The following is a 23,518-nucleotide window of genomic DNA, read 5'->3' on the forward strand; positions in this document are numbered from 1 at the left end:
TGCTTAGGGGTTAGAATCGCGGCCTAGCCCGGAGTGTGTACTTATGTCCCAAGAGCTTACCGCCGAACAGATTCAACAGGCCCTGCAAGGCATCAGCGTGCCGCCGCAGCCGCAGATCATGGTGGATTTGCAGATGGAGCAGTACATGCCCGATCCGGATCTGGACGTGATCGCGCGGCTGATCTCCCAGGACCCGGGCCTGTCCGGCGCGCTGCTGAAAATCGTCAACTCGGCGCATTACGGCCTGAGCAACAAGATCGCCTCGATCCAACGCGCGGTGAACCTGCTGGGCAGCCGTTCGGTGATCAACCTGATCAACGCTCTGTCGATCCGGGGCGAGATGAGCGATGAAACCATCGTCACCCTCAACCGTTTCTGGGACACCGCCCAGGATGTGGCCATGACCAGCCTGAGCGTGGCCAAACGCACCGGTTCTCAGGCGGTGGACGAAGCCTATGCTCTGGGGCTGTTCCACGATTGCGGCGTGCCGCTGATGCTCAAACGGTTCCCCAACTATATGCCGGTGCTCGAAGAGGCCTATGCCAACGCCGGGCCGGACTGCCGCGTGGTCGATACCGAGAACAACGCGTTCAATACCAACCATGCGGTGGTGGGTTACTACACGGCCAAGTCCTGGCGTTTGCCGGAACATGTGACCGACGCGATTGCCAACCACCACAACGCCCTGGCGGTTTTCAGCGATGAGTCCTCGCGCAATGCGCCGCTGAAGAACTTGTTGGCGATCCTGAAAATGGCCGAGCACATCTGCGCGTCCTATCGGGTGCTGGGCAACCAGTCGGTGGACCATGAGTGGAATGCCGTCGGCCACCTGGTGCTCGATTACGTGGGCCTGTCGGACTACGACTTCGAGAGCATGAAGTTGTCGATCCGCGAATTGGGCGCGAACTGATTTATTACCCAAGAGGCGTACATGCCCGAGTTACCTGAAGTCGAAACCACCCGACGCGGGATCGCCCCGCACCTGGAGGGGCAGCGCGTCAGCCGTGTGGTGGTGCGCGAGCGGCGCCTGCGCTGGCCGATTCCCGAAGACCTGGATGTGCGCCTGTCCGGGCAGCGCATCGTGCTGGTGGAACGGCGCGCCAAGTACCTGTTGATCAATGCCGAGGTGGGCACCCTGATCAGCCACTTGGGCATGTCCGGTAATTTGCGTCTGGTGGAAACCGGCATGCCGGCGGCCAAGCATGAGCATGTGGACATCGAACTCGAATCCGGCCTGGCCCTGCGCTACACCGACCCGCGGCGTTTCGGCGCGATGCTCTGGAGCCATGACCCGCACAACCACGAGCTGCTGCTGCGCCTGGGGCCGGAACCGTTGACCGACCTGTTCGACGGCGAGCGCCTGTTTCAACAATCGCGCGGCAAGTCCATGGCGGTCAAACCGTTCATCATGGACAACGCGGTGGTGGTGGGTGTGGGCAATATCTATGCGACGGAAGCGTTGTTTGCGGCGGGGATCGATCCGCGTCGCGCGGCCGGCGGCATTTCACGCGGGCGTTATTTAAAGCTCGCGATCGAGATCAAGCGCGTGCTGGCGGCGGCCATCGAGCGCGGCGGCACGACGTTGCGGGATTTCATTGGTGGCGACGGGCAGCCGGGGTACTTCCAGCAGGAACTGTTCGTCTACGGCCGAGGCGGCGAGGCGTGCAAGGTCTGCGGGACTGAGCTGCGCAATGTGGTGCTGGGGCAGCGGGCCAGTGTGTTTTGCCCCAGGTGCCAGAGCTGATTGCTGGGTGATGGCTGGTATCGCTATCGGGGGCAAGCCCACTCCCACAGTTTGTGAATACATTCAAAAAATGTGAGAGGGGGCTTGCCCCCGATAAGGCCCTAACAGGCACTAAATAGGCTCAATTCTTAGCGGTAATCTTCCGGTACTTATCCATCAACTGCTCTTGCGTCTCCGGATGGGCTTCATCCAGCGGAATGCAATCGACCGGGCACACCTGCTGGCATTGAGGCTCGTCGTAATGGCCGACGCACTGGGTGCAGAGGTTGGGGTCAATCACGTAGATCTCTTCGCCTTGAGAGATTGCAGCGTTCGGACACTCGGGTTCGCAGACGTCGCAATTGATGCAATCGTCGGTGATGATCAGGGACATGGAAACTCCTGCCAGGGCCGTCAGCCAAGGCATCTGAAAACGAATGCGCGCAATTGTGCCGCATTGGCGCCCGCAGTGCGAGCAGGCGCCGATTGAGCGGTATTACTTCTTGAAGCGCAGCGTCAGCGCATCGGCCACGGCCGGATGCACGAACTTGGTGATATCCCCGCCCAATGCCGCGATTTCTCGGACCAATGTCGAGGAAATAAACGAATAACGCTCCGACGGCGTGAGGAACAGGCTCTCGACATCCGGCGCCAGTTGGCGGTTCATGTTGGCCAGTTGGAATTCGTATTCGAAGTCCGACACCGCCCGCAGGCCACGCAGGAATACATTGGCGTTCTGCTCTTTGGCGAAATGCGCCAACAACGTGGAGAAGCCGACGACTTCCACGTTAGGCAAATGCTTGGTGACCTCACGCGCCAGCTCCACGCGCTGTTCCAGGGGAAACAGCGGGTTTTTCTTGGGGCTGGCAGCGACCGCGATGATCACATGGTCGAACAAGCGAGAGGCGCGTTCGACCAGATCGCCATGGCCTTTGGTAATCGGGTCGAAGGTACCTGGGTACAACACTCGGTTCATCGCGTCGTCCTGGCGGAGTCCGTTGGGGAACCGGATGGTATCGCAGCCTTCCCGGTCGGCCAAGTCGACTTACGTAGATAAATGCCGTGAATCCTAGGTGTTTTCACGCCGTTTTCAGACGTTCGGCCAACGAAGTCGCCAGTTTCGCGGTCAATCCATACACCGACAATTGCGGGTTGGCTCCGATGCTGGTGGGGAACAATGAGCCATCGTGGATGGACAGATTGCGCAATTGGTGATGACGGCCAAGGCTGTCGGTCACGGCCATTTTGGGGTCTTCACCCATGGCGCAACCGCCCATCACATGGGCGCTGCCCAGGCAGGTGCGGTGCAGTTCCAGGTTGAGGCCCTCGATCAGCGTGCGGGCTTCGGCCAGGGTTTTCACATAGCGTGCATCGTGATGCAGCGGTTTGACGGACTTGGCGCCCGCCGCGAACTGGATCTCGGCCATGCTTTGGAAGGCCCGGCGTAGACCGTCCCAGGCGTAATCTGAGACCTGATAGTCGAGCACTGGCGTGCCGTCGCCGCGCAGTTCCACATTGCCGCCCGGGCTGTCAGGGTGGAAACCGTCGCGCAGCAACGCCAGCATCGCGTGGGTATTGGGCAACTGGCTCATATCCAGCGCATTCTGTGTGCCGTAGCCGCCCAGCAGAGTGCTGGCCAGCGCCGGATGCAGCGGTGGCGCTTCGAGTTTGTAGGACATTTTACCGGTAGTGCCGTCCTGCCATTGGAAATGGTCGGAGTAGATCGACTGCGGCGCGCCGTAGAACGGGTTGATCACCTCGTCGAACAGCGCCGCGGAGAAATTCACCAAGTGCAAAAATGTCCGCTTGCCCAGCCGCGAATGTGGGTCCGGCGCGTCCGAACGCATTAGCAACGCCGGGCTGTTGATGCCGCCCCCGGCCAGTACATAGTGTTTGGCGTTGACCGTGATTTTGCGCCCTGTGGGTGCTACGCAGCGGGCGTCCATCGCCATGCATTCCAGGCTGCTGACGGTGTCGCCGCGGTATTTGAAATGCTCGGCCCGCGCCAGGTAGAGCAGCTCCCCGCCGTGTTCCAAGGTGGAGGGGATGGTGGTGACCAGCATCGATTGCTTGGCATTGACCGGGCAGCCCATGCCGCAATAACCCAAATTAAAGCAGCCACGCACGTTGCGCGGGATCACATGCCAGCTGTAGCCGAGTTTTTCGCAGCCCTTGCGGATCACATCGTTGTTGGGGTTGGGCGGGACGGCCCACGGGGCGATGCCCAGGCGTTGCTCCATTTTTTCGAACCACGGCGCCATCTCGGCGCTGCTGTGGCCCTTGACCGCATATTCGCTGGCCCAGTGGGAAAGGGTCGCGTCCGGTGTACGAAAACTTGAGGTCCAGTTGATCAGTGTCGTACCGCCCACCGCGCGGCCCTGGAGGATGGTGATCGCCCCGTCCTTGCTCATGCGGCCAATGCCTTCCTGATACAGGCTGGTGTAGGCCTCGTCCTCAAGCAACTTGAAGTCGCTGCTGGTCTTGAGCGGGCCTTCTTCGATCAGCAGCACCTTGTAACCGGCCGCGCTGAGAATTTCAGCAGTGGTGCCGCCCCCAGCGCCGCTGCCGATGATCGCCACGTCGGCTTCCAGGGTCAGGTCTTGATCGAGGGCGCTGCCATTGTGGGTTTTCCAGCCACGGGCCAGGCCTTCGCGGAACAGATCGGGTACGGGCATCAGGGTCGTCTCTTGTTTTTATTGTGGGGGATGCGGATCAGATCTTCGGCGGCCCGGGGTAGCCGCAATGGGCCCAGGACACCGGCTGGAAGTACCAGGCCATGATCACCAGTTTGAGTAGCGAGCCCTGGCCCATGCGCAGCAGGTTCAGGTAACTGTTTTCCCAGCGCTGTAGAAAGTGGCGGATCTGTTCAGCGCCGGCGTTTTCCCAACTGCCCCAAATTCCGGTGAGCGGGCCGCGAGTGAGGCCCATGCTCAGCACGTCGAACAATTGCTGGGTGAGCTTGAACATTTCCGGCGACAGGTGCTGCAGACTGAAGTCGAGTTTTTTCAGAGTGCCGTCGATGCCGCTGGCGACTGCCTGGGCGCTGGCCACGCCCTCCAGTAAGACAGGGATCACCGCGCGCAAAAACGGCAGATCGCTATTGCGCAGCATGGCAAAGCCGCTGGCCGGAGTGCTGCTGGAGCAGCCAGTAAGGCTGGCGCCCAGCCCTGCTGTGGCCAGGAAGGCACTGGCGCACAGGCCGATTTTCAAGACGCCGCGCCGTGACAGCGCGGGGGAATCCGTGAGGCTAGGGTTCATTGTTGTTGTTATCCCGTAGGTGGCGGAATCAGCGGACGAACAGCTTCTGGATCAACTTCTGTATGGACTTGCCGTAGGGCGGGTAGATCAGCTTCGCCGCGTTCAGACGTTGCTTGATCAGCACCCCCTTGGCCTTGCTGAACGTCAGGAAACCTTCGTGACCGTGGTAGTGGCCCATGCCCGAGGGGCCGATGCCGCCGAACGGCATATCGTCCTGGGCGACGTGCAGCAGGGTGTCGTTCAGGCACACGCCACCGGAATGGGTTTCGTGCAGCACGCGCTGTTGTTCGCCCTTGTTGTAGCCGAAGTAATACAGCGCCAGCGGGCGAGGCCGTTGGTTGATGTAGGCAAACGCCTGATCGAGGCCGCGATACGGCACGATCGGCAGCACCGGGCCGAAGATTTCGTCCTGCATCACGGTCATGTCGTCGCTGACGTTAAGGAGCAGGCTGTGAGGCATGCGTCGCCCCTGGCCTTGGTCGTACAGCGGAATCAGGGTGGCGCCCTTGTCTGTGGCGTCCTTGACGTACGCGTTGAGCCTGGCCAGTTGTCGCTCATTGATAATTGCGGTGTAGTCCGGGTTGTCGGCCAGCGTGGGATAAAACCCGCGAACGGCGTTGCTGTAAGCCTCGACAAACCCCTCGACACGGTCTTCTGGCACCAGCACGTAATCCGGCGCCACGCAGGTCTGCCCGGCGTTCAGCGCTTTGCCGAAGGCGATGCGTTCGGCTGCGTCCTTGAGCGGTACATCCGTGGAAACGATGGCGGGCGATTTGCCGCCCAGTTCCAGGGTCACCGGCGTGAGGTGTTCCGCCGCCGCGCGCATTACATGCTTGCCGATACTGGTGGCGCCGGTGAAGAGCAAGTGATCGAAGCGCAGCCGGGAAAACGCGATACCCATGTCGGCCTCGCCGAGCACCACGCACACCAGGTCTTCGGGGAAAATTCTCGCCAGCAACGTCTTGAGCAATTGCCCGGTGGCCGGCGTGGATTCACTGAGCTTGAGCATGACCCGGTTACCGGCCGCCAACGCGCCGACCAACGGGCCGATGGCCAGGTACAGCGGGTAGTTCCACGGCACGATGACGCCAACGACCCCCAGCGGCTGATAGATGATTTTGGCTGACGCCGGTTGGAAGGCAATGCCTACGGCGCGTCGGGAGGGTTTCATCCAACGCTTGAGGTGTTTGCTGGCGTAGTGAATGCCATGCAGGCTGGGCATCAGTTCGGCGAAGAGGGTTTCGTCGGCACTGCGGTGGCTGAAGTCCTGGCTGATCGCATCGATCAACGCCTGGCGTTCATTGCTGAGCAGATCCCGCAGGGCTTTGAGCCATTGTTGACGCTGCGCAGCGGGCGGCATGGGATTGGCAGCGTAGGCACGCTGCTGTGCGTCGAACAGACCCTGGAGTTGATCCAGTGCCTGAGAATCTTGCAGGTAGGCAACGTTGGCAGACATGGCGCAGTACCGATTGTTATTGGTCTGCGTGGATTTTTAGAGTCATTACTCTAAATTGTCAAATAACATTGCAGCAACATGATGGATTTATCCAGGCCGGGATAGCCCGTAAGATGCTCCATCCCGTGTATAGAAGCTGATCCCCTATGGCACCACGAGTAAAGACCAGCGAGCGTATTGTGCAAACCAGCCTGGAGCTTTTTAACCAGCAGGGCGAGCGCAGTATCAGCACCAACCATATCGCCGCCCATATGGAAATTTCGCCGGGCAACCTGTACTACCACTTCCCCAACAAGCAGGCGATCATCGCCGTGCTGTTTCGCGAGTACGAAGCGCTGGTGGACAGTTTCCTGCGTCCGCCCCAAGGGCGTGCGATGCAGGTGGAGGATAAGCGTTTCTACCTGCAAGCCGTATTGGCCGGCATGTGGCGCTACCGTTTCCTGCACCGCGACCTTGAGCACCTGCTGGAAAGCGACCCGGAATTGGCCACTGGCTATCGGCGTTTTTCCCAGCGTTGCCTGATCCAGGGCGGCGCTATCTACCAGGGGTTTGTCGATGCCGGCATTCTCAATATGGACCCGGTGCAAACCGAAGCCCTGACCCTGAATGCCTGGATTATCCTCACGTCCTGGGTGCGTTTTTTGTGCACCACCAATGAGAATTCTGCCCATCTGAGTGCCGAAGCGATCAAGCGCGGGGTGTATCAGGTGCTGGTGCTGGAGGCCGGCTTCGTCACGCCCCAGGCGAAAGACGCGGTGGACGCACTGTTCAAAGAATTTTACGTGCCATTGAATCAGGCACTGGAAGAAGTGAAGTAGGCCTTTTCTCGAATCTGTTTACAGGAGTCCGCCATGCCGCTTGCCCAACTGATCAGCCCCCAGCAATTGGCCGAGCGCCGCAAGGCCGGAGGTTTGGTAATCCTGGATTGCCGTTTCGCCCTGGAAGACCCGGAATACGGGCGTTGCAGCTATGCCGAAGGCCATATCGAGGGCGCGCAATATGCCGATCTTGAGCGCCACCTCAGCGGTCCGGTGGTAAAAGGCGTGACCGGCCGCCACCCTTTACCGGCGGCGGACACCTTCGCCGAGCAACTGCGGGCCTGGGGCATCAGTGCCGACACCGATGTTGTGCTGTACGACGACGGCCCCGGCGCTTATGCCGCGCGGGCATGGTGGCTGCTGGCCTGGCTGGGCAAGCGCGACGGCGTATCCATTCTGGATGGCGGCCTCAAGGCTTGGCACAGCGCCGGGTTCCCATTGAGCCTTGACGTGCCGGTAACCGAGCCGGGGAGCTTTGTCGGCCAGCCGGACAATCATCTGCTGCTGGACGCCGAACACCTGCAAAAACGCCTGGGCCAGCCGGGCATGACCTTGATCGATGCTCGCGCACCCGCGCGTTTTCGCGGCGAAGTCGAACCCATCGACCCAATTGCCGGGCATATTCCCGGCTCGCAGTGCGCGGCATTCAATGAAAACCTCGGCAGCGACGGGCGCTTTCTGCCGGCCGAACAACTCAAGCAACGCTTCGCTGCGCAGTTGCAGGGGCGCTCGCCGGAAGAACTGGTGGCCTATTGCGGTTCGGGAGTGACGGCGTGCCACAACCTGTTCGCCCTGAGCCTGGCAGGTTATCCACTGGGTAAGTTGTATGCGGGGTCGTGGAGCGAGTGGATCACCGATTCGAAGCGGGCGATTGCTACGGGCGATTGATCGCACACTCGTTCAGCCGTGCTGGGCCAATAGCCATTGGGGGATTCGACGCTCCAGGTAGTAGCCGGGGCGTTTCAGTGAGCCATCGACAAAGCCCACATGGCCACCCTTGGTCGTTAGCTCAAACTCGGTGCAATCCGATAGCTCGCTGGCCTCAGGCAAGCTATGGGCAAACACGAACGGGTCGTCGGCGGCCTGGATAATCAGGGTTGGGGTGCGGATGCCGCCCAGATAGTAACGGCTCGACGCCCGGCGGTAATAATCCTCGGCACTCAGAAAACCGTGCAGCGGCGCGGTGACCCGGCCGTCAAAGTCCCAAAACGTATGCATCTTTTCCAGCGAGCCGAGGGCCTCCAGGGTTTTCAGTCCCTCCACCTGGCCATCCTGTAGGAAGCGGCGTTGCTTGACGCGGATATACGCCAGCATCTCGCGCATGAAGTGTTTCTGATACACCCGCGAAAACCCCAACCCGATGCGATCGGCGCACTGATCCAGGCGAAACGGCACCGACACCGCCGCTGCGCCTTGCAAGCCGGACATTTCCCCCGTTTCCCCCAAATGCTTGAGCAACACATTGCCCCCCAGCGAGTAACCCACCGCGTACAAGGGCGCCAACGGTCGCTTGGTGCGCAGGTGCGTAATGGTCGCCGCGAGGTCTTCGCTGGCGCCGGAGTGATAGCTGCGCGCCAATAGGTTCGGCTCGCCGGAGCAGCCCCGCCAGTTCAGCGCGACGCTGGCCCAGCCCTGGCCGGCGAGGACTTTCTGCAAGCCCGCGACATAGGGGGAGTTGGATGAGCCGGTCAACCCATGCAGCACCAGCACCAGCGGCACGTGTGCGTCGTGAGGGCCATGCCAGTCAAGGTCGAGAAAGTCGCCGTCGTCCAGCCACAGGCGCTCGCGTTGGCGCTCAATATGCGTTGTGGGGCGCAACAGCGGCCCCCACAGTGTTTGCAGGTGGGGGTTGCCGAGGCCGAAGGCGGGGGTGAACAGGTGGGAGGTCGGTGTCATGAAACTCTCAGTCTGTGGCGAGCCTGCCCGCCACAAGAATCCGCGTGCTGAAAAGCATTAAGCGCCGCTTTCGACCAACCGATGCCACAACGCGTAAAACACCCGCCCGGATTTTTGCTCCCGATGCAGGCGCCATGCGCCAGGCAGGCCCAGGGTAGAGGGTGCGGTTTCGCTTTCAGTGTAGATCCACGCATCGGCTGCCAGCCATTGGCGCTCTTCCAGCAGCGCACACACGGCGGGCAACAGGTTCTGGTTGAACGGTGGGTCGAGGAATACCACGTCGTATTCGCTGGCGGGCTGGGTTTCCAGATAGCGCAGGGCGTCGGCGGTTTGCACCTGACCATTGGTGCAGCGCAGGGTGCCCAGATGCTCCTTGAGGCTGGACACCGCGACGTTGCTGGCGTCCAGCGCCTGGGCCTGGGCGGCGCCACGGGACAACGCTTCCAGGAACAACGCGCCGCTGCCGGCGAATGGGTCCAGCACCTTGGCCCCGCCGATGTACGGCGCGAGCCAGTTGAACAGGGTTTCGCGCACGCGATCCGGTGTTGGGCGCAGGCCCACCACGTCGGGGAAGCTCAGCTTGCGGCTGCCCCACTCACCGCCAATGATGCGCAGTTGGCCCACACCGTTATGTACGTTGTGGACAGGTTTTTTCGGGCGAGATGAACTGGCCATTAATGCTCCGGGACCCCGAGCGGCTGCTCGGCGGGTTTATCAGTAGGGGGCGGTAGTGGCTTCTGCGCAATGGTCGGGCCGGCGGTCACGATGACCATCTTGTCGGCGCTCAAGTGTTTGTTCAGCGCAGCCTTGACCTGCTCTACGGTCAAAGCCTGGGATTGTTTCATGAAATCTTCCAGATAGCTCAGCGGCAGGTTGTAGAAACCCATCGCCCCCAACTGGCCGACGATATCGGCGTTGCTCGCGGTCGAGAGCGGGAAGCTGCCGGCCAGCTCGCGCTTGGCGTCATCCAGCTCCTTCTGGGTCGGGCCGGTCTTGAGGTAATCGGCCAGCACTTGCTCCACCAGACGCAGGGTGCCGCCGCTCATTTCGGCGCGGGTCTGCAGGTTGATCATGAACGGGCCACGCACCTGCATCGGCGAGAAACCGGAGTACACGCCATAGGTCAGGCCGCGCTTCTCGCGTACTTCGCTCATCAAGCGTGTGCCGAAACCGCCGCCACCGAGGATCTGGTTGCCCAGGGACAAGGCTGCGTAGTCCGGGTCGGCGCGGTCGATGCCCAGTTGGGCGAACAGCAGGTGAGTCTGCTTGGAAGGGAACTCGATATGGCTCAGGCCGGCCTTGGGCTCGGTGGGCTGGGCGATCTTCGGGAGGGCAGGGCCCTTGGGCAGCGAGGCGGACACCTTGGCGGTCATGGCTTCGGCTTCGGGGCGGGACAAGTCGCCCACTACCGCAATCACCGCATTGCCGGCGGCATAAGCTTTGGCGTGAAAGGCCTGCAACTGCGCCAGGGTGATGTTCGGCACGCTTTCTGGCGTGCCTTCACTGGCATGGGCATACGGATGATTGCCATATAGACGCTTGAACAATTCAAGGCTCGCCAGTTTGGCGGGGTTCTGCTTCTGATACTCGAAACCGGCGAGGATCTGGTTCTTGATGCGCGCCAGGGAATCGGCCGGGAAAGTCGGTTGACCGATCACCTGATCGAATAGCGCCAGGGCTGCATCGCGCTTGGCACTGTCGCTGAGGCTGCGCAGGGACACCAGCGCCATGTCGCGGTAGGCGCCATTGCCGAAGTCGGCACCCAGGCCTTCAAAACCACTGGCGATCTGGCTGACATCCTTGCCCGGCACGCCTTCGTTAAGCATGGCGTTGGTCATCAGCGCCAGGCCGGGTACATCGCCGTCCTGGCTGCTGCCGGCGGCGAACAGGATGCGCATGTCGAACATGGGCAGTTCATGGGCTTCGACGAACAGCACTTTGGCGCCTTCGGCGGTGGTCCAGGTCTGCACATCCAGCTTGCGGTTGGTCGGCGCCTTGCCGTCCAGTTCTGCCAGGGATTGCAGCTTGTTGGCCGATTGCGCTTGATCCAGCGCCTGACTGGCCACGGACTCGCTGGGGCGCAGGAAGTACACGGCGCTTGCGGCGATCAAGGTGACGGCGATCAGGCCGGGCAGAATCAGACGGCTGCTTTTGCGATCACTCATGAGCGGTCTCCTCGGGCAGAACATGGGCGACGCTCAAACGTTCGCGGGTGAAGTAGGTGCGGGCGGCTTTCTGGATGTCTTGCGGGGTCACGCTTTGCAGGTCGGCGAGTTCGCTGTCCATGAGTTTCCATGACAGCCCCACCGTCTCCAGGGAGCCGATGGCCGTGGCCTGGCTGGTGATGGAGTCCCGCTGATAGACCAGGCCGGCGATGACCTGGGCACGGATGCGTTCCAGTTCTTCAGCGGTCGGCGGTTTGGCTTTCAATTCGTCCAGCAGGCGCCACAGGCCGGCCTCGGCTTGGGCGATGGTCTTTTTCTTCTGCTGGTTCGGCGTGGCCGAGAGGGTGAACAGGGTGTCGCCACGGGTATAGGCGTCGTAATTGGTAGAGGCGGCGGATACCAGCTCTTCACCACGTTCCAATTGCTCGGAAATACGCGCGCTATAGCCGCCATCCAGCAGAGCCGAGATCAGGCGCAGGGCCTGCACCGAGCGTTTGTCTTCGGCAGTGGCGAGGCCGGGTACGTTGAAGCCGAGGATTACGCTTGGCAGTTGGGTCTGCACGCGCATTGTCAGCAGGCGCTCGCCGGGTTCGGCCAGCTCCATGGGGATCTTGGCCGGTGGCACGTCACGTTTGGGGATCGGGCCGAAGTAGCGCTGGGCCAGGTTCTTCACCTCGTCCGGGGTCACGTCGCCGACCACCACGAGGGTGGCGTTGTTGGGCACATACCAGGATTGGTACCAGTGGCGCAGCTCCTCGACCTTCATGCGTTCCAGGTCCGCCATCCAGCCGATGGTCGGCGTGTGATAGCCGCTGGCCGGGAAAGCCATCGCCTTGAAGCGTTCGAAGGCTTTTGACATCGGGTTGTCGTCGGTACGCAGACGGCGCTCTTCCTTGATGACCTCGATCTCGCGGCTGAACTCATCGGCCGGCAAGCGCAGGCTGGCCATGCGGTCCGCTTCCAACTCGAAGGCAACGCCCAGGCGGTCGCGGGCCAGTACTTGGTAGTAGGCGGTGTAGTCGTCGCTGGTGAACGCATTTTCTTCGGCGCCGAGGTCGCGCAGGATCAGCGAGGCTTCGCCCGGGCCGACCTTGGCGCTGCCCTTGAACATCATGTGCTCCAGAGCGTGGGACAAACCGGTCTGGCCCGGGGTTTCATAGCTTGAGCCGACCTTGTACCAAACCTGGGAAACCACCACCGGCGCGCGATGGTCTTCGCGTACGACCACCTTGAGGCCGTTATCGAGGGTGAATTCATGGGTCGGTTGTGGATCGGCAGCCAAAGCTGAAAGAGGCAGACAAACTGTGCTGAACAGCAGGCCTGCGGCGCGGCGGGCGAGAGCATTCATTCGTTTTTTAACCTGTTGGGCGGCCCGCTTGGTCTTAGCGTCGGCGGGCGAGGAGGTGCTAGGATACTGATCCGATTTAACGACGGCCACGGCTATCAGGCTCGGGGTGCTTACGACGCCTCGTATGCAGCCGTAGGAATCATGGAATAAACAGTGGTTTTCCCTGACGTTATTCTATTTTTCGCCGATTTTGTGTCGCTAAAGCCCTGTATTGAATCGTTTTCCTGAGGCTTTATTTGGCCTTACAAAATGTTGCGCATGAACAAGCGGGCGTTAAAGCAGTCTGTTCTGCATCGAATTTTATTTACCGAGGCGCCCTGGCGCGTCGCTACTTTGAGATAGCCGTCCTCCATGTTTGGTTCCAACGACGACAAGAAGACCCCAGCTGCGGCTGGCGAGAAAAAAGGCCTGTTCGGATGGCTGCGCAAAAAGCCGCAGGAAACCGTCGTCGAACAGCCCCAGGTTCAACCTGAGCCTATTCCCGAGCCTCTGATAGAAGCCGCACCGGTTGCCGAGACACCGGCGCCCGTGGTGTTGCCTCTGGCCGAGCCGGTATTGCAGCCGGTGGTCGAAGCGGCGCCAGAGCCAGAGCCAGAGCCAGAGCACAAGCCGTGGCCGGAACTGCCGGTGGCCGAGGAGCCAGTTGCGCTGGTCGACGATGTGCAGACTGAGCATGTGGTGCCGCCGATTCCGCCGGTGATCGAGCCCGAGCTGCAACCTGCGGTCGTCGAGCCGACGCCTGCTGCGGTGCCAGTGCAGGAGGTCGCGCCTGCGGTCATCGCCCCGGCACCCGCCGAAACCAGCAAGACCGGTTTCTTTGCCCGCCTCAAGCAGGGCCTCAGCAAGACCAGCGCCAGCATCGGCGAAGGCATGGCTAGCCTGTTCCTGGGCCGCAAGACCATCGATGACGAACTGCTTGAAGACATCGAAACCCGTCTGCTGACCGCTGACGTCGGCGTCGAAGCCACTGCGGTGATCATCCAGAGCCTGACCCAGAAGGTCGCGCGCAAACAGTTGACCGACGCCGACGCGCTCTACAAGTCTCTGCAGGCCGAACTGGCCGCGATGCTCAAACCGGTCGAAGCGCCGCTGGTGATCACGCCGAACAAACCATTTGTGATTCTGGTGGTGGGCGTCAACGGCGCCGGTAAAACCACCACCATTGGCAAGTTGGCCAAGAAGCTGCAGTCGGAAGGCAAAAAAGTCATGCTCGCCGCCGGCGACACCTTCCGCGCCGCTGCCGTGGAGCAACTGCAAGTCTGGGGTGAGCGCAATAAGATCCCGGTCATCGCCCAGCACACCGGCGCCGATTCTGCGTCGGTAATCTTCGATGCTGTGCAGGCCGCCAAGGCCCGCAACATTGATGTGCTGATTGCAGATACCGCCGGTCGCCTGCACACCAAAGACAACTTGATGGAAGAGCTGAAAAAAGTGCGTCGCGTGATCGGCAAGCTCGATGCCGACGCGCCCCATGAAGTGCTGCTGGTGCTGGACGCCGGCACGGGCCAGAACGCTATCAGTCAGGCCAAGCAGTTCAACCAGACGGTGCAGTTGACCGGCCTGGCCTTGACCAAGCTCGACGGCACGGCCAAGGGCGGCGTGATCTTCGCCCTGGCCAAACAGTTCGGGTTGCCGATTCGCTATATCGGTGTCGGTGAGGGTATCGACGACTTGCGCACCTTTGAAGCCGAACCCTTTGTCCAGGCACTGTTTGCCGAACGGGAGCGTTCATGATTCGATTCGAACAGGTCGGTAAACGCTATGCCAACGGGCATGTCGGCTTGCATGAGCTGAGCTTTCGAGTGCGTCGCGGCGAATTCTTGTTTGTGACCGGCCATTCGGGCGCGGGCAAAAGCACCCTGCTGCGCCTGCTGCTGGCCATGGAACGCCCGACCACCGGCAAGCTGCTGTTGGCGGGCCAGGATCTGGCCACCATCAGCAATGCGCAGATTCCTTTCCTGCGCCGCCAGATCGGCGTGGTGTTCCAGAATCACCAGTTGCTGTTCGATCGCACGGTGTTCAATAACGTCGCGTTGCCGTTGCAGATTCTCGGGTTGTCCAAGGCCGAGATCATCAAGCGCGTGGATTCGGCCCTGGAGCGCGTAGCGCTGTCGGACAAGACCGACCTTTACCCCGGCGACCTGTCCACCGGCCAGCAACAGCGCGTCGGTATCGCCCGCGCCATCGTCCACCGTCCGGCCTTGCTGCTGGCGGACGAACCCACCGGTAACCTCGATCCACGCCTGGCCGCCGAGATCATGGGGGTGTTCGAGGACATCAACCGACTGGGCACCAGCGTGCTGATCGCCAGTCACGACCTGGCGCTTATCGCGCGCATGCGCCATCGCATGCTGACCTTGCAGCGCGGTCGTTTGATCGGTGACGGGGAGGCTGGCGTATGAGTGCAACACGCAGTCCCAAGGTTTCCGAGCGCGTGGCCCCCAAGCCCGCCGATCCGCAACCGAAGAAGAAAAAACACGACGATGACGACGGGCCGGACTTCGGCACCCTGTTGCGTGCGTGGATCGAAAGCCATCGTGCCAGCTTGCTGGACAGCCTGCGTCGCCTGGGCAAGCAGCCGATCGGCAGCTTTTTCACCTGCCTGGTGATGGCCGTGGCCCTGAGCCTGCCGATGGGTTTGTCGCTGTTGCTCAATAATGTGGAGCGTCTGGGTGGTTCCTGGCAGCGCGCGGCGCAGATTTCGCTGTATCTGAATCTGGACGCCAGCGCCAAGGAGGGCGAAGCGCTGCGCGATGACATCAAGAACATGCCGGGCGTGGCGGATGCCGAGTACGTCAGCCGTGATCAGGCGCTTGAAGAGTTCCAGCAACAGTCCGGCCTGGGCGAGGCGCTCAAGGAGCTGCCGCAGAACCCGCTGCCGGGCGTGGTGCTGGTGACGCCGAACGAGGTCGACAAGACCGCCCTTGAAGCCCTGCGACAAAAACTCGCAGAGCTGCCCAAGGTGCAACAAGCGCAACTTGATCTAGTCTGGGTAGAGCGCCTGGCCGCGATTCTCAAGCTGGGTGACCGGTTTGTGTTCGGTTTGACGGTGTTGTTGGTGTCTGCATTACTTTTGGTGATAGGTAATACCATTCGTCTTCATATTGAAAACCGTCGCACCGAGATAGAAGTGATTAAACTGGTCGGCGGCACGGACAGCTATGTGCGTCGGCCTTTTCTGTACATGGGCGCGCTTTATGGCTTCGGTGCGGGGATTTTGTCCTGGGGTGTGCTGGCGTTCGGGCTGAACTGGCTGAACGATGCGGTGGTCGGGCTGGCCGGGCTGTACGGCAGCGATTTCGCCCTGGCGGGCGTGCCGGTTGCCGATGGTCTGTCACTCTTGCTCGGCGCGGTATTGTTGGGGTATATCGGTGCGTGGATTGCGGTCGCACGGCATTTACGCGAGCTGGCACCGAAGTAGTTAATGTCAGATTAATGTGGTTTCGTTTGTATTGACCGTATCAGTGGTTTAGGGAACTTGTCCTACGGTTCCCGGTCAATTTTCGCAGTGCTGAACTGCACGAGTTATGTGAGTCGGAGGTTTTTTCGTATGACCACTTCTTTGCAACCTGCTTATGCCTTGGTCCCAGGTGCGAACCTGGAAGCCTATGTGCACACGGTCAACAGCATTCCATTGCTGACGCCTGAGCAGGAGCGTGAACTGGCCGAGAGTCTCTACTATGAGCAGGATTTGGGGGCGGCTCGGCAGATGGTGCTCGCCCACCTGCGTTTTGTCGTACATATCGCCCGTAGCTATAGCGGCTACGGTCTGGCCCAGGCTGACCTGATCCAAGAAGGTAATGTCGGCCTGATGAAGGCGGTCAAGCGCTTCAACCCTGAAATGGGCGTGCGCCTGGTGTCGTTTGCCGTGCACTGGATCAAGGCGGAAATTCACGAGTTCATCCTGCGCAACTGGCGCATTGTGAAAGTCGCCACCACCAAGGCCCAGCGCAAGCTGTTCTTCAACCTGCGCAGCCAGAAAAAACGTCTGGCATGGCTGAACAACGAGGAAGTCCACCGCGTGGCCGAAAGCCTCGGTGTGGAGCCCCGTGAAGTGCGCGAGATGGAAAGCCGTCTGACTGGCCATGACATGGCCTTTGACCCGGCCGCCGAAGCGGACGACGACAGCGCTTTCCAATCGCCGGCCAATTACTTGGAAGACCACCGGTATGACCCGGCGCGTCAGCTGGAAGATGCGGACTGGAGCGACAACTCCAATCACAACCTCCACGAAGCGCTGGAAGTGCTGGACGAGCGCAGCCGTGACATTCTTTACCAGCGCTGGTTGGCGGAAGAAAAAGCCACGCTGCACGACTTGGCGCAGAAGTACAACGTGTCGGCTGAGCGGATTCGCCAGCTTGAAAAAAGCGCGATGAACAAGCTGAAATTGTCCATCGCCGCTTAACAATGTGGGAGGGGGCTTGCCCCCCGATTGCGGTGGATCAGTCACACAGAAGTTGACTGACACTCCGTCATCGGGGGCAAGCCCCCCTCCTGCATTTGTTCTGTGTTGAGTCAGTCGGACCAGGGGGCTTTTCGCGCGTTGTTCAGTTCCGCCAGATAACCATCCCCGCCCAGCTGGCTCATCTGTTGTCGAATCCACGCCGCGCGCCGCGCCACGTACGCTGTTGGGTGACTGGCACTCCACACGCGAGGGTTAGGCAGAACGGCCGCCAGATAGCTGGCCTGCTGCCGCGATAACCCCTTGGCACTCACCCCAAAGTGATGCCGCGCCGCCGCTTCCGCGCCAAACACCCCGTCGTCCCATTCCACGCTGTTGAGGTACACCTCAAGAATTCGTTGCTTGGGCCACAGCACCTCGATCAGTCCGGTAAACCACGCTTCCAGGCCTTTGCGCAGGTAACTGCGGCCGGACCAGAGGAACAAATTTTTCGACACCTGCTGGCTCAATGTGCTGGCGCCGCGTATCGAGCCGCCGCGCTCGTTGTGAGCTAATGCCGCTTGGATCGCGCCGAAATCAAAGCCCCAGTGCTGTGGGAAACGTTGATCTTCGCCGGCTATCACCGCCACCTTGAGCTCGTCGGAGATCTCATTCCATGGCACCCAGGTGCGCTGCAGGTCGATGGGCTCGTCGTCGACCCAAGACTCGATCTTGCGCTCCACCATCAGCGCAGTGAACGGCGGTGGGACGACACGGAACAGCAGCACCAGCAACACACTGCCAATGGCAAACCATTTCGCGACTTTGAGTAACCGACTGAAGAGGACACGCAGCATAGAGATGGCTTGGCCGAACCCGTTGAGCGGGCCATTATACAGACCCTGCCCGATGAGTCTGACTGGAGTTCCCATGCTGCGTAGTTTTCTGATGTTGGCTGCCTTTTTTGGCTTCACGGGCGTTGCTCTTGGCGCCTTCGCCGCCCATGGCCTGAAAAACCGCTTGAGCGCCGATTATCTGGCGATCTTCCACACCGGCGTAACCTACCAGTTGGTGCATACCCTGGCGCTGTTCGGCGTTGCTTTGTTGGCAGCTCACATTCCCGGTCGGCTGGTGACCTGGGCGGGCGTGTCGTTTGTCGTCGGCATCCTGCTGTTCTCCGGCAGCCTGTATGTGCTGACCATGACCGGTATCAGCAAGCTCGGCATCATCACCCCCTTCGGTGGCCTGGCCTTTCTGCTTGGCTGGTTCTTTCTGGGCCTGGCTGCCTGGCGCATGCAACTGACCGCTTGACGCTTGGAGCTGACCTTTGGCGGCCAATCGAGCTAGAATGCGGGCCCCTTAAAACGATGGCGGCCCGTGGCATGCGCATTCAGTTGAACGGCGAATCCTTTGAACTGCCCGACGGTGAAACCGTCGCGGCGCTGCTGACCCGCCTGGACTTGACCGGGCGTCGCGTCGCAGTGGAACTCAACCAGGACATCGTCCCGCGTAGCCAGCACGAGGGCACCACGTTGAACGACGGCGACCAGGTCGAAGTGGTCCACGCCATCGGCGGCGGCTAGTCGCCCCCTTGGCGCGATGGCGCCGCCCCGGATTCTGCAGAACCTCACCCCATTACGAGGATTTCCCATGAGCATCGTTCGTAACGACAAGCCCTTCGTCCTGGCCGGCCGTACCTACCAGTCCCGTCTGCTGGTCGGCACCGGCAAGTACCGCGACATGGAAGAAACACGCCTGGCCATCGAAGCCTCCGGTGCCGAAATCGTGACCTTCGCCGTACGCCGCACCAACCTCGGCCAGATCGAGGGCGAGCCGAACCTGCTCGAAGTGCTGTCGCCGGACCGCTACACCTTCTTGCCGAACACCGCCGGTTGCTACGACGCCGTCGAAGCCGTGCGCACCTGTCGCTTGGCCCGTGAGCTGCTCGACGGTCATAACCTGGTCAAGCTGGAAGTGCTGGCCGACCAGAAAACCCTGTTCCCCAACGTGATCGAAACCCTCAAGGCCGCCGAAACCCTAGTCAAGGAAGGTTTCGACGTGATGGTCTACACCAGCGATGACCCAATCATCGCGCGCCAATTGGCCGAGATCGGCTGTATCGCGGTGATGCCGCTGGCCGGCCTGATCGGTTCAGGCCTGGGGATCTGCAATCCCTACAACCTGCAGATCATCCTAGAAGAAGCCACGATCCCGGTATTGGTGGATGCGGGCGTTGGCACCGCCTCCGACGCGACCATTGCCATGGAATTGGGCTGCGACGCGGTACTGATGAACTCGGCCATCGCCCATGCCCAGCAACCGATCATGATGGCCGAAGCCATGAACCACGCCATCGTCGCGGGCCGCCTGGCCTACCTCGCCGGGCGCATGCCGAAAAAACTCTATGCCAGCGCCTCTTCGCCGCTGGATGGTCTGATCAAGTAAGAGCCATTGATGACTGAATCACACGAAACGCCGAACACACCCGAAGCCGACGACGCGTCCAAGCACCGCCGCATCAAGAGTTTTGTGATGCGCGCCGGTCGCATGACCGAAGGCCAGCAAAAGGGCCTGGAGCAAGGTGCGCCGCTGTTCGTGCTGCCGCTTGCCGACGCGCCGGTGGACTATGACCAGGTGTTCGGCCGTTCGGCCCCGCGTTCCCTGGAGATCGGCTTTGGCATGGGCCATTCCTTGCTGGAAATGGCCGCCGCTGCGCCGGACCAGGATTTCATCGGGGTGGAAGTGCACCGTCCGGGTGTCGGCGCGCTGCTCAACGGCGTGCTAACCCAGGGCCTGACCAATCTTCGGGTGTACGACTGCGACGCGATCGAGGTGCTTAACCGCTGCATCGCCGACAATAGCCTCGACCGCTTGATGCTGTTCTTCCCCGATCCATGGCACAAAGCCCGTCACCACAAGCGCCGCATCGTGCAGGCTTCCTTCGCGGAGCTGGTACGCAGCAAGCTGAAAGTGGGCGGCATCCTGCACATGGCCACCGACTGGGAGCCCTACGCGGAGTACATGCTGGAAGTGATGAACGTCGCCCCCGGCTACCGCAACCTGGCCGAAGACGGCAAATGCGTACCGCGCCCGGCCGAACGCCCGATTACCAAGTTCGAACGCCGTGGCGAGCGGTTGGGGCATGGGGTGTGGGATTTGAAGTTCGAGAAGTTGGCGTAACTCGCCACTGACTTGCAAGGCAACTCAATGTGGGAGGGGGTAAGCCCCCTCCCACATTTTTTTGTGTTGGATTTGAGATCAGCGGCGATCCGCGACGACCCCAATCAACACCAGCACCACCACCAGCACCGGCGCCAGGCTGTAGTTGTTGAACTGGCTCAACCCGCGCACGATCCACGGGGTGGCGTAGATCAGCGCGGCGCCGCTGCCGATCATGCAGACCAGCGCCATCAAGGGTACGCGCAAGGCGCCGGCGATGCTGCCCAGGCGGGCTTCGACCCAGCCTTTGATGTCGGCGCCGAACAGCACCAGCAAGCAGCCGACCAGTGCCAGGGAGATTTCCGACAGGTTGCTGCGGCTCCAGCGGGATACGGTGGCTAGCAGGTCGAGTACCAAATCCATTCGAATTCCTTAGAGCGTCAGCTCAAAAACTTCTGCAACAGGTCATTGAGAAAGAGTTGCCCGCGGTCGGTCGCCGCCAGGCGTGACGGTTCGACCTGCATTAAGCCGCTTTGTTCTGCGTCGCGGCGCCCTTCGTCGAGGCTGGCTAGGTCCAGGCCTGTGCGCTCTGTGTAGAGCCTGGCGTCGACACCATTGGTGAGGCGCAGGGCGTTCATCAGGAACTCGAATGGCAGTTCTTCGTTGGTCAGCTCCTTCGCGCCGGCCTGGAAGCTTTTGGCCGGGTTGAGGTAGTCCTTCGGTGCGCGGGTTTTCCAGGTGCGCACGATGCGCCCATCCGGATGGCTGAGCTTGCCGTGGGCCCCGGCGCCGATGCCGATAAAGTCGCCAAAGCTCCAGTAGTTGAGGTTATGCCGCGCCGGGCGCCCCGGTCGGGCATAGGCCGACACTTCATATTGCGCGTAACCGTGTTCAGCCAGCAGGGCCTGGCCGGCTTCCTGGATATCCCACAACGTGTCGTCTTCCGGCAGCGCCGGCGGCTGGTTCCAGAACACCGTGTTGGGTTCCAGGGTCAGTTGGTACCACGACAAGTGCGTCGGTTTGAGCGCGATGGCCTGGCGCAGGTCGCTCAGGGCGTCATCCAGGGACTGATCGGGCAAGCCGTGCATCAGGTCCAGGTTGAAGTTATCGAAACCGGCCTGCCGCGCCATGCCGGCAGCGCGGATGGCCTCGTCGCCGTTGTGGATGCGGCCCAGGGCTTCGAGTTTGTCCTGCTGGAAACTCTGAATGCCGATGGACAAGCGATTGATCCCCAGCTTGCGATAGGCCACGAATTTCTCTTGCTCGAAGGTGCCGGGGTTGGCCTCCAGGGTGATTTCGATATCGTCGGCGAACGGGATGCGCGCTTGCACGCCCTCCAGCAGACGGCCCAGCGCCGTCGCGCTGAACAGGCTCGGAGTGCCGCCGCCGAAAAAGATCGAGCTCAATTCTCGGCCATAGACCGCTTGCAGATCCTGGTCGAGATCGGCCAACAGGGCATCCACATATGCCTCTTCCGGCAACGCCGGGCCGGCGGTGTGGGAGTTGAAGTCGCAATAGGGGCACTTGCGCACGCACCACGGGATATGGATGTACAGCGCCAAGGGCGGCAGCACCGGCAAGGCCGCCCGAGGTGTTTGCGCGCCGCCGTGGATAAGCGGCTGCGCGGAGGTGTTCTGGGTCATTTCAGGCCCAGGCGCTGGCGCAGCAACGCCATGGCGCGGGCGCGATGGCTGATCTGGTTTTTGTCGGCCGGGCTCAGTTCGGCGCTGGAAACATTGCGCTCCGGCACCCAGAACAGCGGGTCATAGCCAAACCCATGCTCGCCACTGGCCGCGTGCAGGATGCGCCCGTGCCACAAACCTTCGCAGAGGATCGGCAGCGGGTCATCGGCGTGCCGCACCAGCGCCAGGACGCAGACGAATTGCGCGCCGCGCTCGGCATCCGGTACGTCCTTAAGAGCATCGAGCAGCTTGGCGTTGTTGGCCGCGTCGCCCTTGCCGTCGGCATAGCGCGCCGAGTAGATGCCCGGGGCACCGCCAAGGAAGTCCACGGCCAGGCCCGAGTCATCCGCCAGCGCCGGCAGGCCGGAGATGCGCGCTGCATTGCGGGCCTTGAGGATGGCGTTCTCGACGAACGACAGGCCGGTTTCTTCCGGCTCCACCTGGCTGAATTCACCAATCGAGCGCAGTTGCACGGATTCACCGAGCATCGCCTGCAGTTCTTTGAGTTTGCCGGCGTTATGGCTGGCCAGTACCAGTTGATTAAGGTTCATCATTCGGCCGGAAACAGTTCTTGGTTGAATTGGAAGCTATGCGCTTTGCCGCCGGTTTCAACGTTGATAGTGAAGGTCTTGTATTCCCGCTGGGTCACTGAGTACGGCGCGAGATAGTTGATGCCACCTTTTTCGTTGATCTGCTTGAAGGTGAGGATTTCGCTCTTGCCGCCCAAATCCTTGATGGTGCCCGTCACTTGCGCGGCCACCGGGGTGACGCCCTTGATCACCGTGACGTTGATCAGACCTTTCTCTTTGCTGCGGACCACGCCGATGTTCTGGGCGGTTTCCGGTTGCAGGAAGCTGGAGGTGAAGGTGTTGTAGTGGACGGTGATATCACCGAAGTCTTTCTTGCGATTAGCGTCGATAGCGTCCGCGGCCATGGCGCTGGTACCCAGGCACGCGGTCAATAGAAATACAGCCAGGCGGCTCATGAGCGTCCCTCTTGAAAATGATTAGACGGCAATCTTGTGGTCGGCCAGACCGGGGCTGCTGACCCGGTAGATGCCAATTTCGCCCAACAGGTTGGGCCATAGTTTACTCGCCCAGCCGTGACGGTGCTGTTGGTCGACGGCGAGGCGGTTGATCACCTTGGCTTCCCGCTCACCGCACAGGGCTTCGAAGTCTTCGAAGGTGCAGAAGTGGATGTTCGGCGTGTTGTACCAGGTGTAGGGCAGGAAATCCGAAACTGGCATGCGGCCCTTGGTGGCCAGGTACCAGCGGCAGCGCCAATGCCCGAAATTGGGGAAGGTGATGATGCACTGACGGCCCACGCGCAGCATTTCGTCGAGGATGCGGTCCGGGTAATGCACGGCTTGCAGGGCCTGGGTCATCACCACGATGTCGAAGCTGTTGCTGGCAAAGTTGCCCAGGCCCTTGTCCAGGTCCTGCTCGATCACGTTGATGCCTTTGGCCACGCACTCGGCGATGTTGTCCGGGTCGTTTTCCAGGCCGTAACCGGTGACTTGCTTATTGTCCCGCAGCCAGCTCAGCAGTTCGCCATCACCGCAGCCCAGGTCGAGCACGCGGCTGCCGGCGGGTATCCAGTCTTGGATGATTTCCAGGTCGGCTCTCATGGCGT

The 23,518-nt window shown here is 61.2% G+C and carries 27 protein-coding genes; 12 read left to right on the forward strand and 15 right to left on the reverse strand.

From position 1 onward, the window contains the following. Positions 1-97 precede the first annotated feature (97 nt). Together FIV35_RS03995 and mutM are read left to right on the forward strand one after the other, a co-directional pair. Positions 98-910, forward strand: a complete 813-nt coding sequence (locus tag FIV35_RS03995) for an HDOD domain-containing protein (protein ID WP_173603591.1) — start codon at positions 98-100, stop codon at positions 908-910. A 21-nt stretch (positions 911-931) separates the two neighbouring features. Then, positions 932-1,744, forward strand: a complete 813-nt coding sequence (gene mutM, locus FIV35_RS04000) for a bifunctional DNA-formamidopyrimidine glycosylase/DNA-(apurinic or apyrimidinic site) lyase (RefSeq protein WP_083377934.1) — start codon at positions 932-934, stop codon at positions 1,742-1,744. A 121-nt stretch (positions 1,745-1,865) separates the two neighbouring features. On the opposite strand, the gene FIV35_RS04005 is transcribed toward mutM, so the two are convergent. From FIV35_RS04005 to FIV35_RS04025, 5 genes are all read right to left on the reverse strand, one after another. Beyond that, entirely contained in the window at positions 1,866-2,117 is a 252-nt protein-coding gene (locus tag FIV35_RS04005; protein WP_034101300.1) for a YfhL family 4Fe-4S dicluster ferredoxin, read from the reverse strand. A 102-nt stretch (positions 2,118-2,219) separates the two neighbouring features. Continuing rightward, entirely contained in the window at positions 2,220-2,699 is a 480-nt protein-coding gene (gene coaD, locus FIV35_RS04010) for a pantetheine-phosphate adenylyltransferase (RefSeq protein WP_003176711.1), read from the reverse strand. Positions 2,700-2,802: 103 nt separating this feature from the next. After that, a complete protein-coding gene (locus tag FIV35_RS04015; RefSeq protein ID WP_034139688.1) occupies positions 2,803-4,398 on the reverse strand; it encodes a GMC family oxidoreductase in 1,596 nt (531 codons plus the stop codon). A 37-nt stretch (positions 4,399-4,435) separates the two neighbouring features. Next, positions 4,436-4,981 carry a hypothetical protein gene (locus FIV35_RS04020; protein WP_034139687.1) on the reverse strand — a complete coding sequence of 182 codons (546 nt, stop codon included), beginning with the start codon at positions 4,979-4,981 and terminating at the stop codon, positions 4,436-4,438. A gap of 28 nt (positions 4,982-5,009) precedes the next feature. Further along, positions 5,010-6,437 (reverse strand): coniferyl aldehyde dehydrogenase, encoded by a 1,428-nt coding sequence (locus tag FIV35_RS04025; protein WP_034139686.1) that lies wholly within the window; start codon positions 6,435-6,437, stop codon positions 5,010-5,012. A gap of 146 nt (positions 6,438-6,583) precedes the next feature. Here FIV35_RS04025 and FIV35_RS04030 point away from each other — a divergent pair, with 146 nt between their 5' ends. Together FIV35_RS04030 and FIV35_RS04035 are read left to right on the forward strand one after the other, a co-directional pair. Continuing rightward, positions 6,584-7,255 (forward strand): TetR/AcrR family transcriptional regulator, encoded by a 672-nt coding sequence (locus FIV35_RS04030; RefSeq protein WP_034101297.1) that lies wholly within the window; start codon positions 6,584-6,586, stop codon positions 7,253-7,255. 33 nt (positions 7,256-7,288) lie between these two features. After that, the gene (locus FIV35_RS04035) at positions 7,289-8,143 is read left to right on the forward strand and encodes a sulfurtransferase (protein WP_034139685.1); all 855 of its coding nucleotides are present in this window, start codon (positions 7,289-7,291) and stop codon (positions 8,141-8,143) included. 12 nt (positions 8,144-8,155) lie between these two features. Here the strand turns inward: FIV35_RS04035 and FIV35_RS04040 are convergent, their stop codons facing one another. The 4 genes from FIV35_RS04040 to FIV35_RS04055 are packed head-to-tail and all read right to left on the reverse strand — an operon-like array spanning position 8,156 to position 12,664. Further along, positions 8,156-9,151, reverse strand: a complete 996-nt coding sequence (locus tag FIV35_RS04040) for a hydrolase (RefSeq protein ID WP_034139684.1) — start codon at positions 9,149-9,151, stop codon at positions 8,156-8,158. A 57-nt stretch (positions 9,152-9,208) separates the two neighbouring features. After that, a complete protein-coding gene (gene rsmD, locus FIV35_RS04045; protein ID WP_034139683.1) occupies positions 9,209-9,826 on the reverse strand; it encodes a 16S rRNA (guanine(966)-N(2))-methyltransferase RsmD in 618 nt (205 codons plus the stop codon). After that, positions 9,826-11,316 (reverse strand): M16 family metallopeptidase, encoded by a 1,491-nt coding sequence (locus FIV35_RS04050; RefSeq protein WP_034139682.1) that lies wholly within the window; start codon positions 11,314-11,316, stop codon positions 9,826-9,828. The genes rsmD and FIV35_RS04050 overlap by 1 nt, the downstream gene beginning before the upstream one ends. After that, a complete protein-coding gene (locus FIV35_RS04055) occupies positions 11,309-12,664 on the reverse strand; it encodes a M16 family metallopeptidase (protein ID WP_034101292.1) in 1,356 nt (451 codons plus the stop codon). Before FIV35_RS04055 ends, FIV35_RS04050 begins: the two co-directional genes overlap by 8 nt. 351 nt (positions 12,665-13,015) lie before the next feature. On the opposite strand from FIV35_RS04055, the gene ftsY reads away from it, so the two are divergent. The 4 genes from ftsY to rpoH all read left to right on the forward strand — a co-directional run bounded on the left by ftsY (position 13,016) and on the right by rpoH (position 17,069). Next, positions 13,016-14,398, forward strand: coding sequence for a signal recognition particle-docking protein FtsY (gene ftsY / locus FIV35_RS04060; protein WP_034139681.1), 1,383 nt, complete (start codon positions 13,016-13,018; stop codon positions 14,396-14,398). Then, on the forward strand, positions 14,395-15,066 hold the full coding sequence (gene ftsE / locus FIV35_RS04065; protein ID WP_003176700.1) for a cell division ATP-binding protein FtsE: 672 nt from the start codon (positions 14,395-14,397) through the stop codon (positions 15,064-15,066). The genes ftsY and ftsE overlap by 4 nt, the downstream gene beginning before the upstream one ends. Then, positions 15,063-16,085, forward strand: coding sequence for a permease-like cell division protein FtsX (gene ftsX, locus FIV35_RS04070; protein WP_034101290.1), 1,023 nt, complete (start codon positions 15,063-15,065; stop codon positions 16,083-16,085). Before ftsE ends, ftsX begins: the two co-directional genes overlap by 4 nt. A gap of 129 nt (positions 16,086-16,214) precedes the next feature. Continuing rightward, entirely contained in the window at positions 16,215-17,069 is an 855-nt protein-coding gene (rpoH, locus tag FIV35_RS04075; protein WP_005792286.1) for an RNA polymerase sigma factor RpoH, read from the forward strand. A gap of 110 nt (positions 17,070-17,179) precedes the next feature. Here rpoH and mtgA read toward each other — a convergent pair whose 3' ends face one another. After that, complete coding sequence (gene mtgA / locus FIV35_RS04080; RefSeq protein ID WP_034139910.1) at positions 17,180-17,902, reverse strand: monofunctional biosynthetic peptidoglycan transglycosylase; 723 nt, start codon at positions 17,900-17,902, stop codon at positions 17,180-17,182. 73 nt (positions 17,903-17,975) lie between these two features. Between mtgA and FIV35_RS04085 the strand changes: the two genes are divergently transcribed. From FIV35_RS04085 to trmB, 4 genes are all read left to right on the forward strand, one after another. Next, positions 17,976-18,356, forward strand: coding sequence for a DUF423 domain-containing protein (locus tag FIV35_RS04085; protein ID WP_034139680.1), 381 nt, complete (start codon positions 17,976-17,978; stop codon positions 18,354-18,356). Positions 18,357-18,427: 71 nt separating this feature from the next. After that, complete coding sequence (thiS, locus tag FIV35_RS04090; protein WP_162276707.1) at positions 18,428-18,628, forward strand: sulfur carrier protein ThiS; 201 nt, start codon at positions 18,428-18,430, stop codon at positions 18,626-18,628. A gap of 67 nt (positions 18,629-18,695) precedes the next feature. Further along, a complete protein-coding gene (locus FIV35_RS04095; RefSeq protein ID WP_034101284.1) occupies positions 18,696-19,490 on the forward strand; it encodes a thiazole synthase in 795 nt (264 codons plus the stop codon). Positions 19,491-19,499: 9 nt separating this feature from the next. Further along, the gene (gene trmB / locus FIV35_RS04100) at positions 19,500-20,225 is read left to right on the forward strand and encodes a tRNA (guanosine(46)-N7)-methyltransferase TrmB (RefSeq protein ID WP_034101282.1); all 726 of its coding nucleotides are present in this window, start codon (positions 19,500-19,502) and stop codon (positions 20,223-20,225) included. A gap of 78 nt (positions 20,226-20,303) precedes the next feature. On the opposite strand, the gene FIV35_RS04105 is transcribed toward trmB, so the two are convergent. The 5 genes from FIV35_RS04105 to metW are packed head-to-tail and all read right to left on the reverse strand — an operon-like array spanning position 20,304 to position 23,513. Further along, a complete protein-coding gene (locus FIV35_RS04105; RefSeq protein ID WP_016972961.1) occupies positions 20,304-20,627 on the reverse strand; it encodes a DUF3392 domain-containing protein in 324 nt (107 codons plus the stop codon). 17 nt (positions 20,628-20,644) lie between these two features. Continuing rightward, positions 20,645-21,847 (reverse strand): radical SAM family heme chaperone HemW, encoded by a 1,203-nt coding sequence (gene hemW / locus FIV35_RS04110; RefSeq protein ID WP_034139678.1) that lies wholly within the window; start codon positions 21,845-21,847, stop codon positions 20,645-20,647. After that, positions 21,844-22,440: an RdgB/HAM1 family non-canonical purine NTP pyrophosphatase gene (gene rdgB / locus FIV35_RS04115; protein ID WP_034101279.1), complete on the reverse strand. Its 597-nt coding sequence runs from the start codon at positions 22,438-22,440 to the stop codon at positions 21,844-21,846. The genes hemW and rdgB overlap by 4 nt, the downstream gene beginning before the upstream one ends. After that, positions 22,437-22,871, reverse strand: coding sequence for a DUF4426 domain-containing protein (locus tag FIV35_RS04120; protein WP_034139677.1), 435 nt, complete (start codon positions 22,869-22,871; stop codon positions 22,437-22,439). The genes rdgB and FIV35_RS04120 overlap by 4 nt, the downstream gene beginning before the upstream one ends. 21 nt (positions 22,872-22,892) lie before the next feature. Further along, positions 22,893-23,513 (reverse strand): methionine biosynthesis protein MetW, encoded by a 621-nt coding sequence (gene metW, locus FIV35_RS04125; RefSeq protein ID WP_034101277.1) that lies wholly within the window; start codon positions 23,511-23,513, stop codon positions 22,893-22,895. Positions 23,514-23,518: the final 5 nt, after the last annotated feature.

The sequence above is a fragment of the Pseudomonas rhodesiae genome, assembly GCF_007858255.1.
Taxonomy (GTDB): Bacteria; Pseudomonadota; Gammaproteobacteria; order Pseudomonadales; family Pseudomonadaceae; genus Aquipseudomonas; species Aquipseudomonas rhodesiae.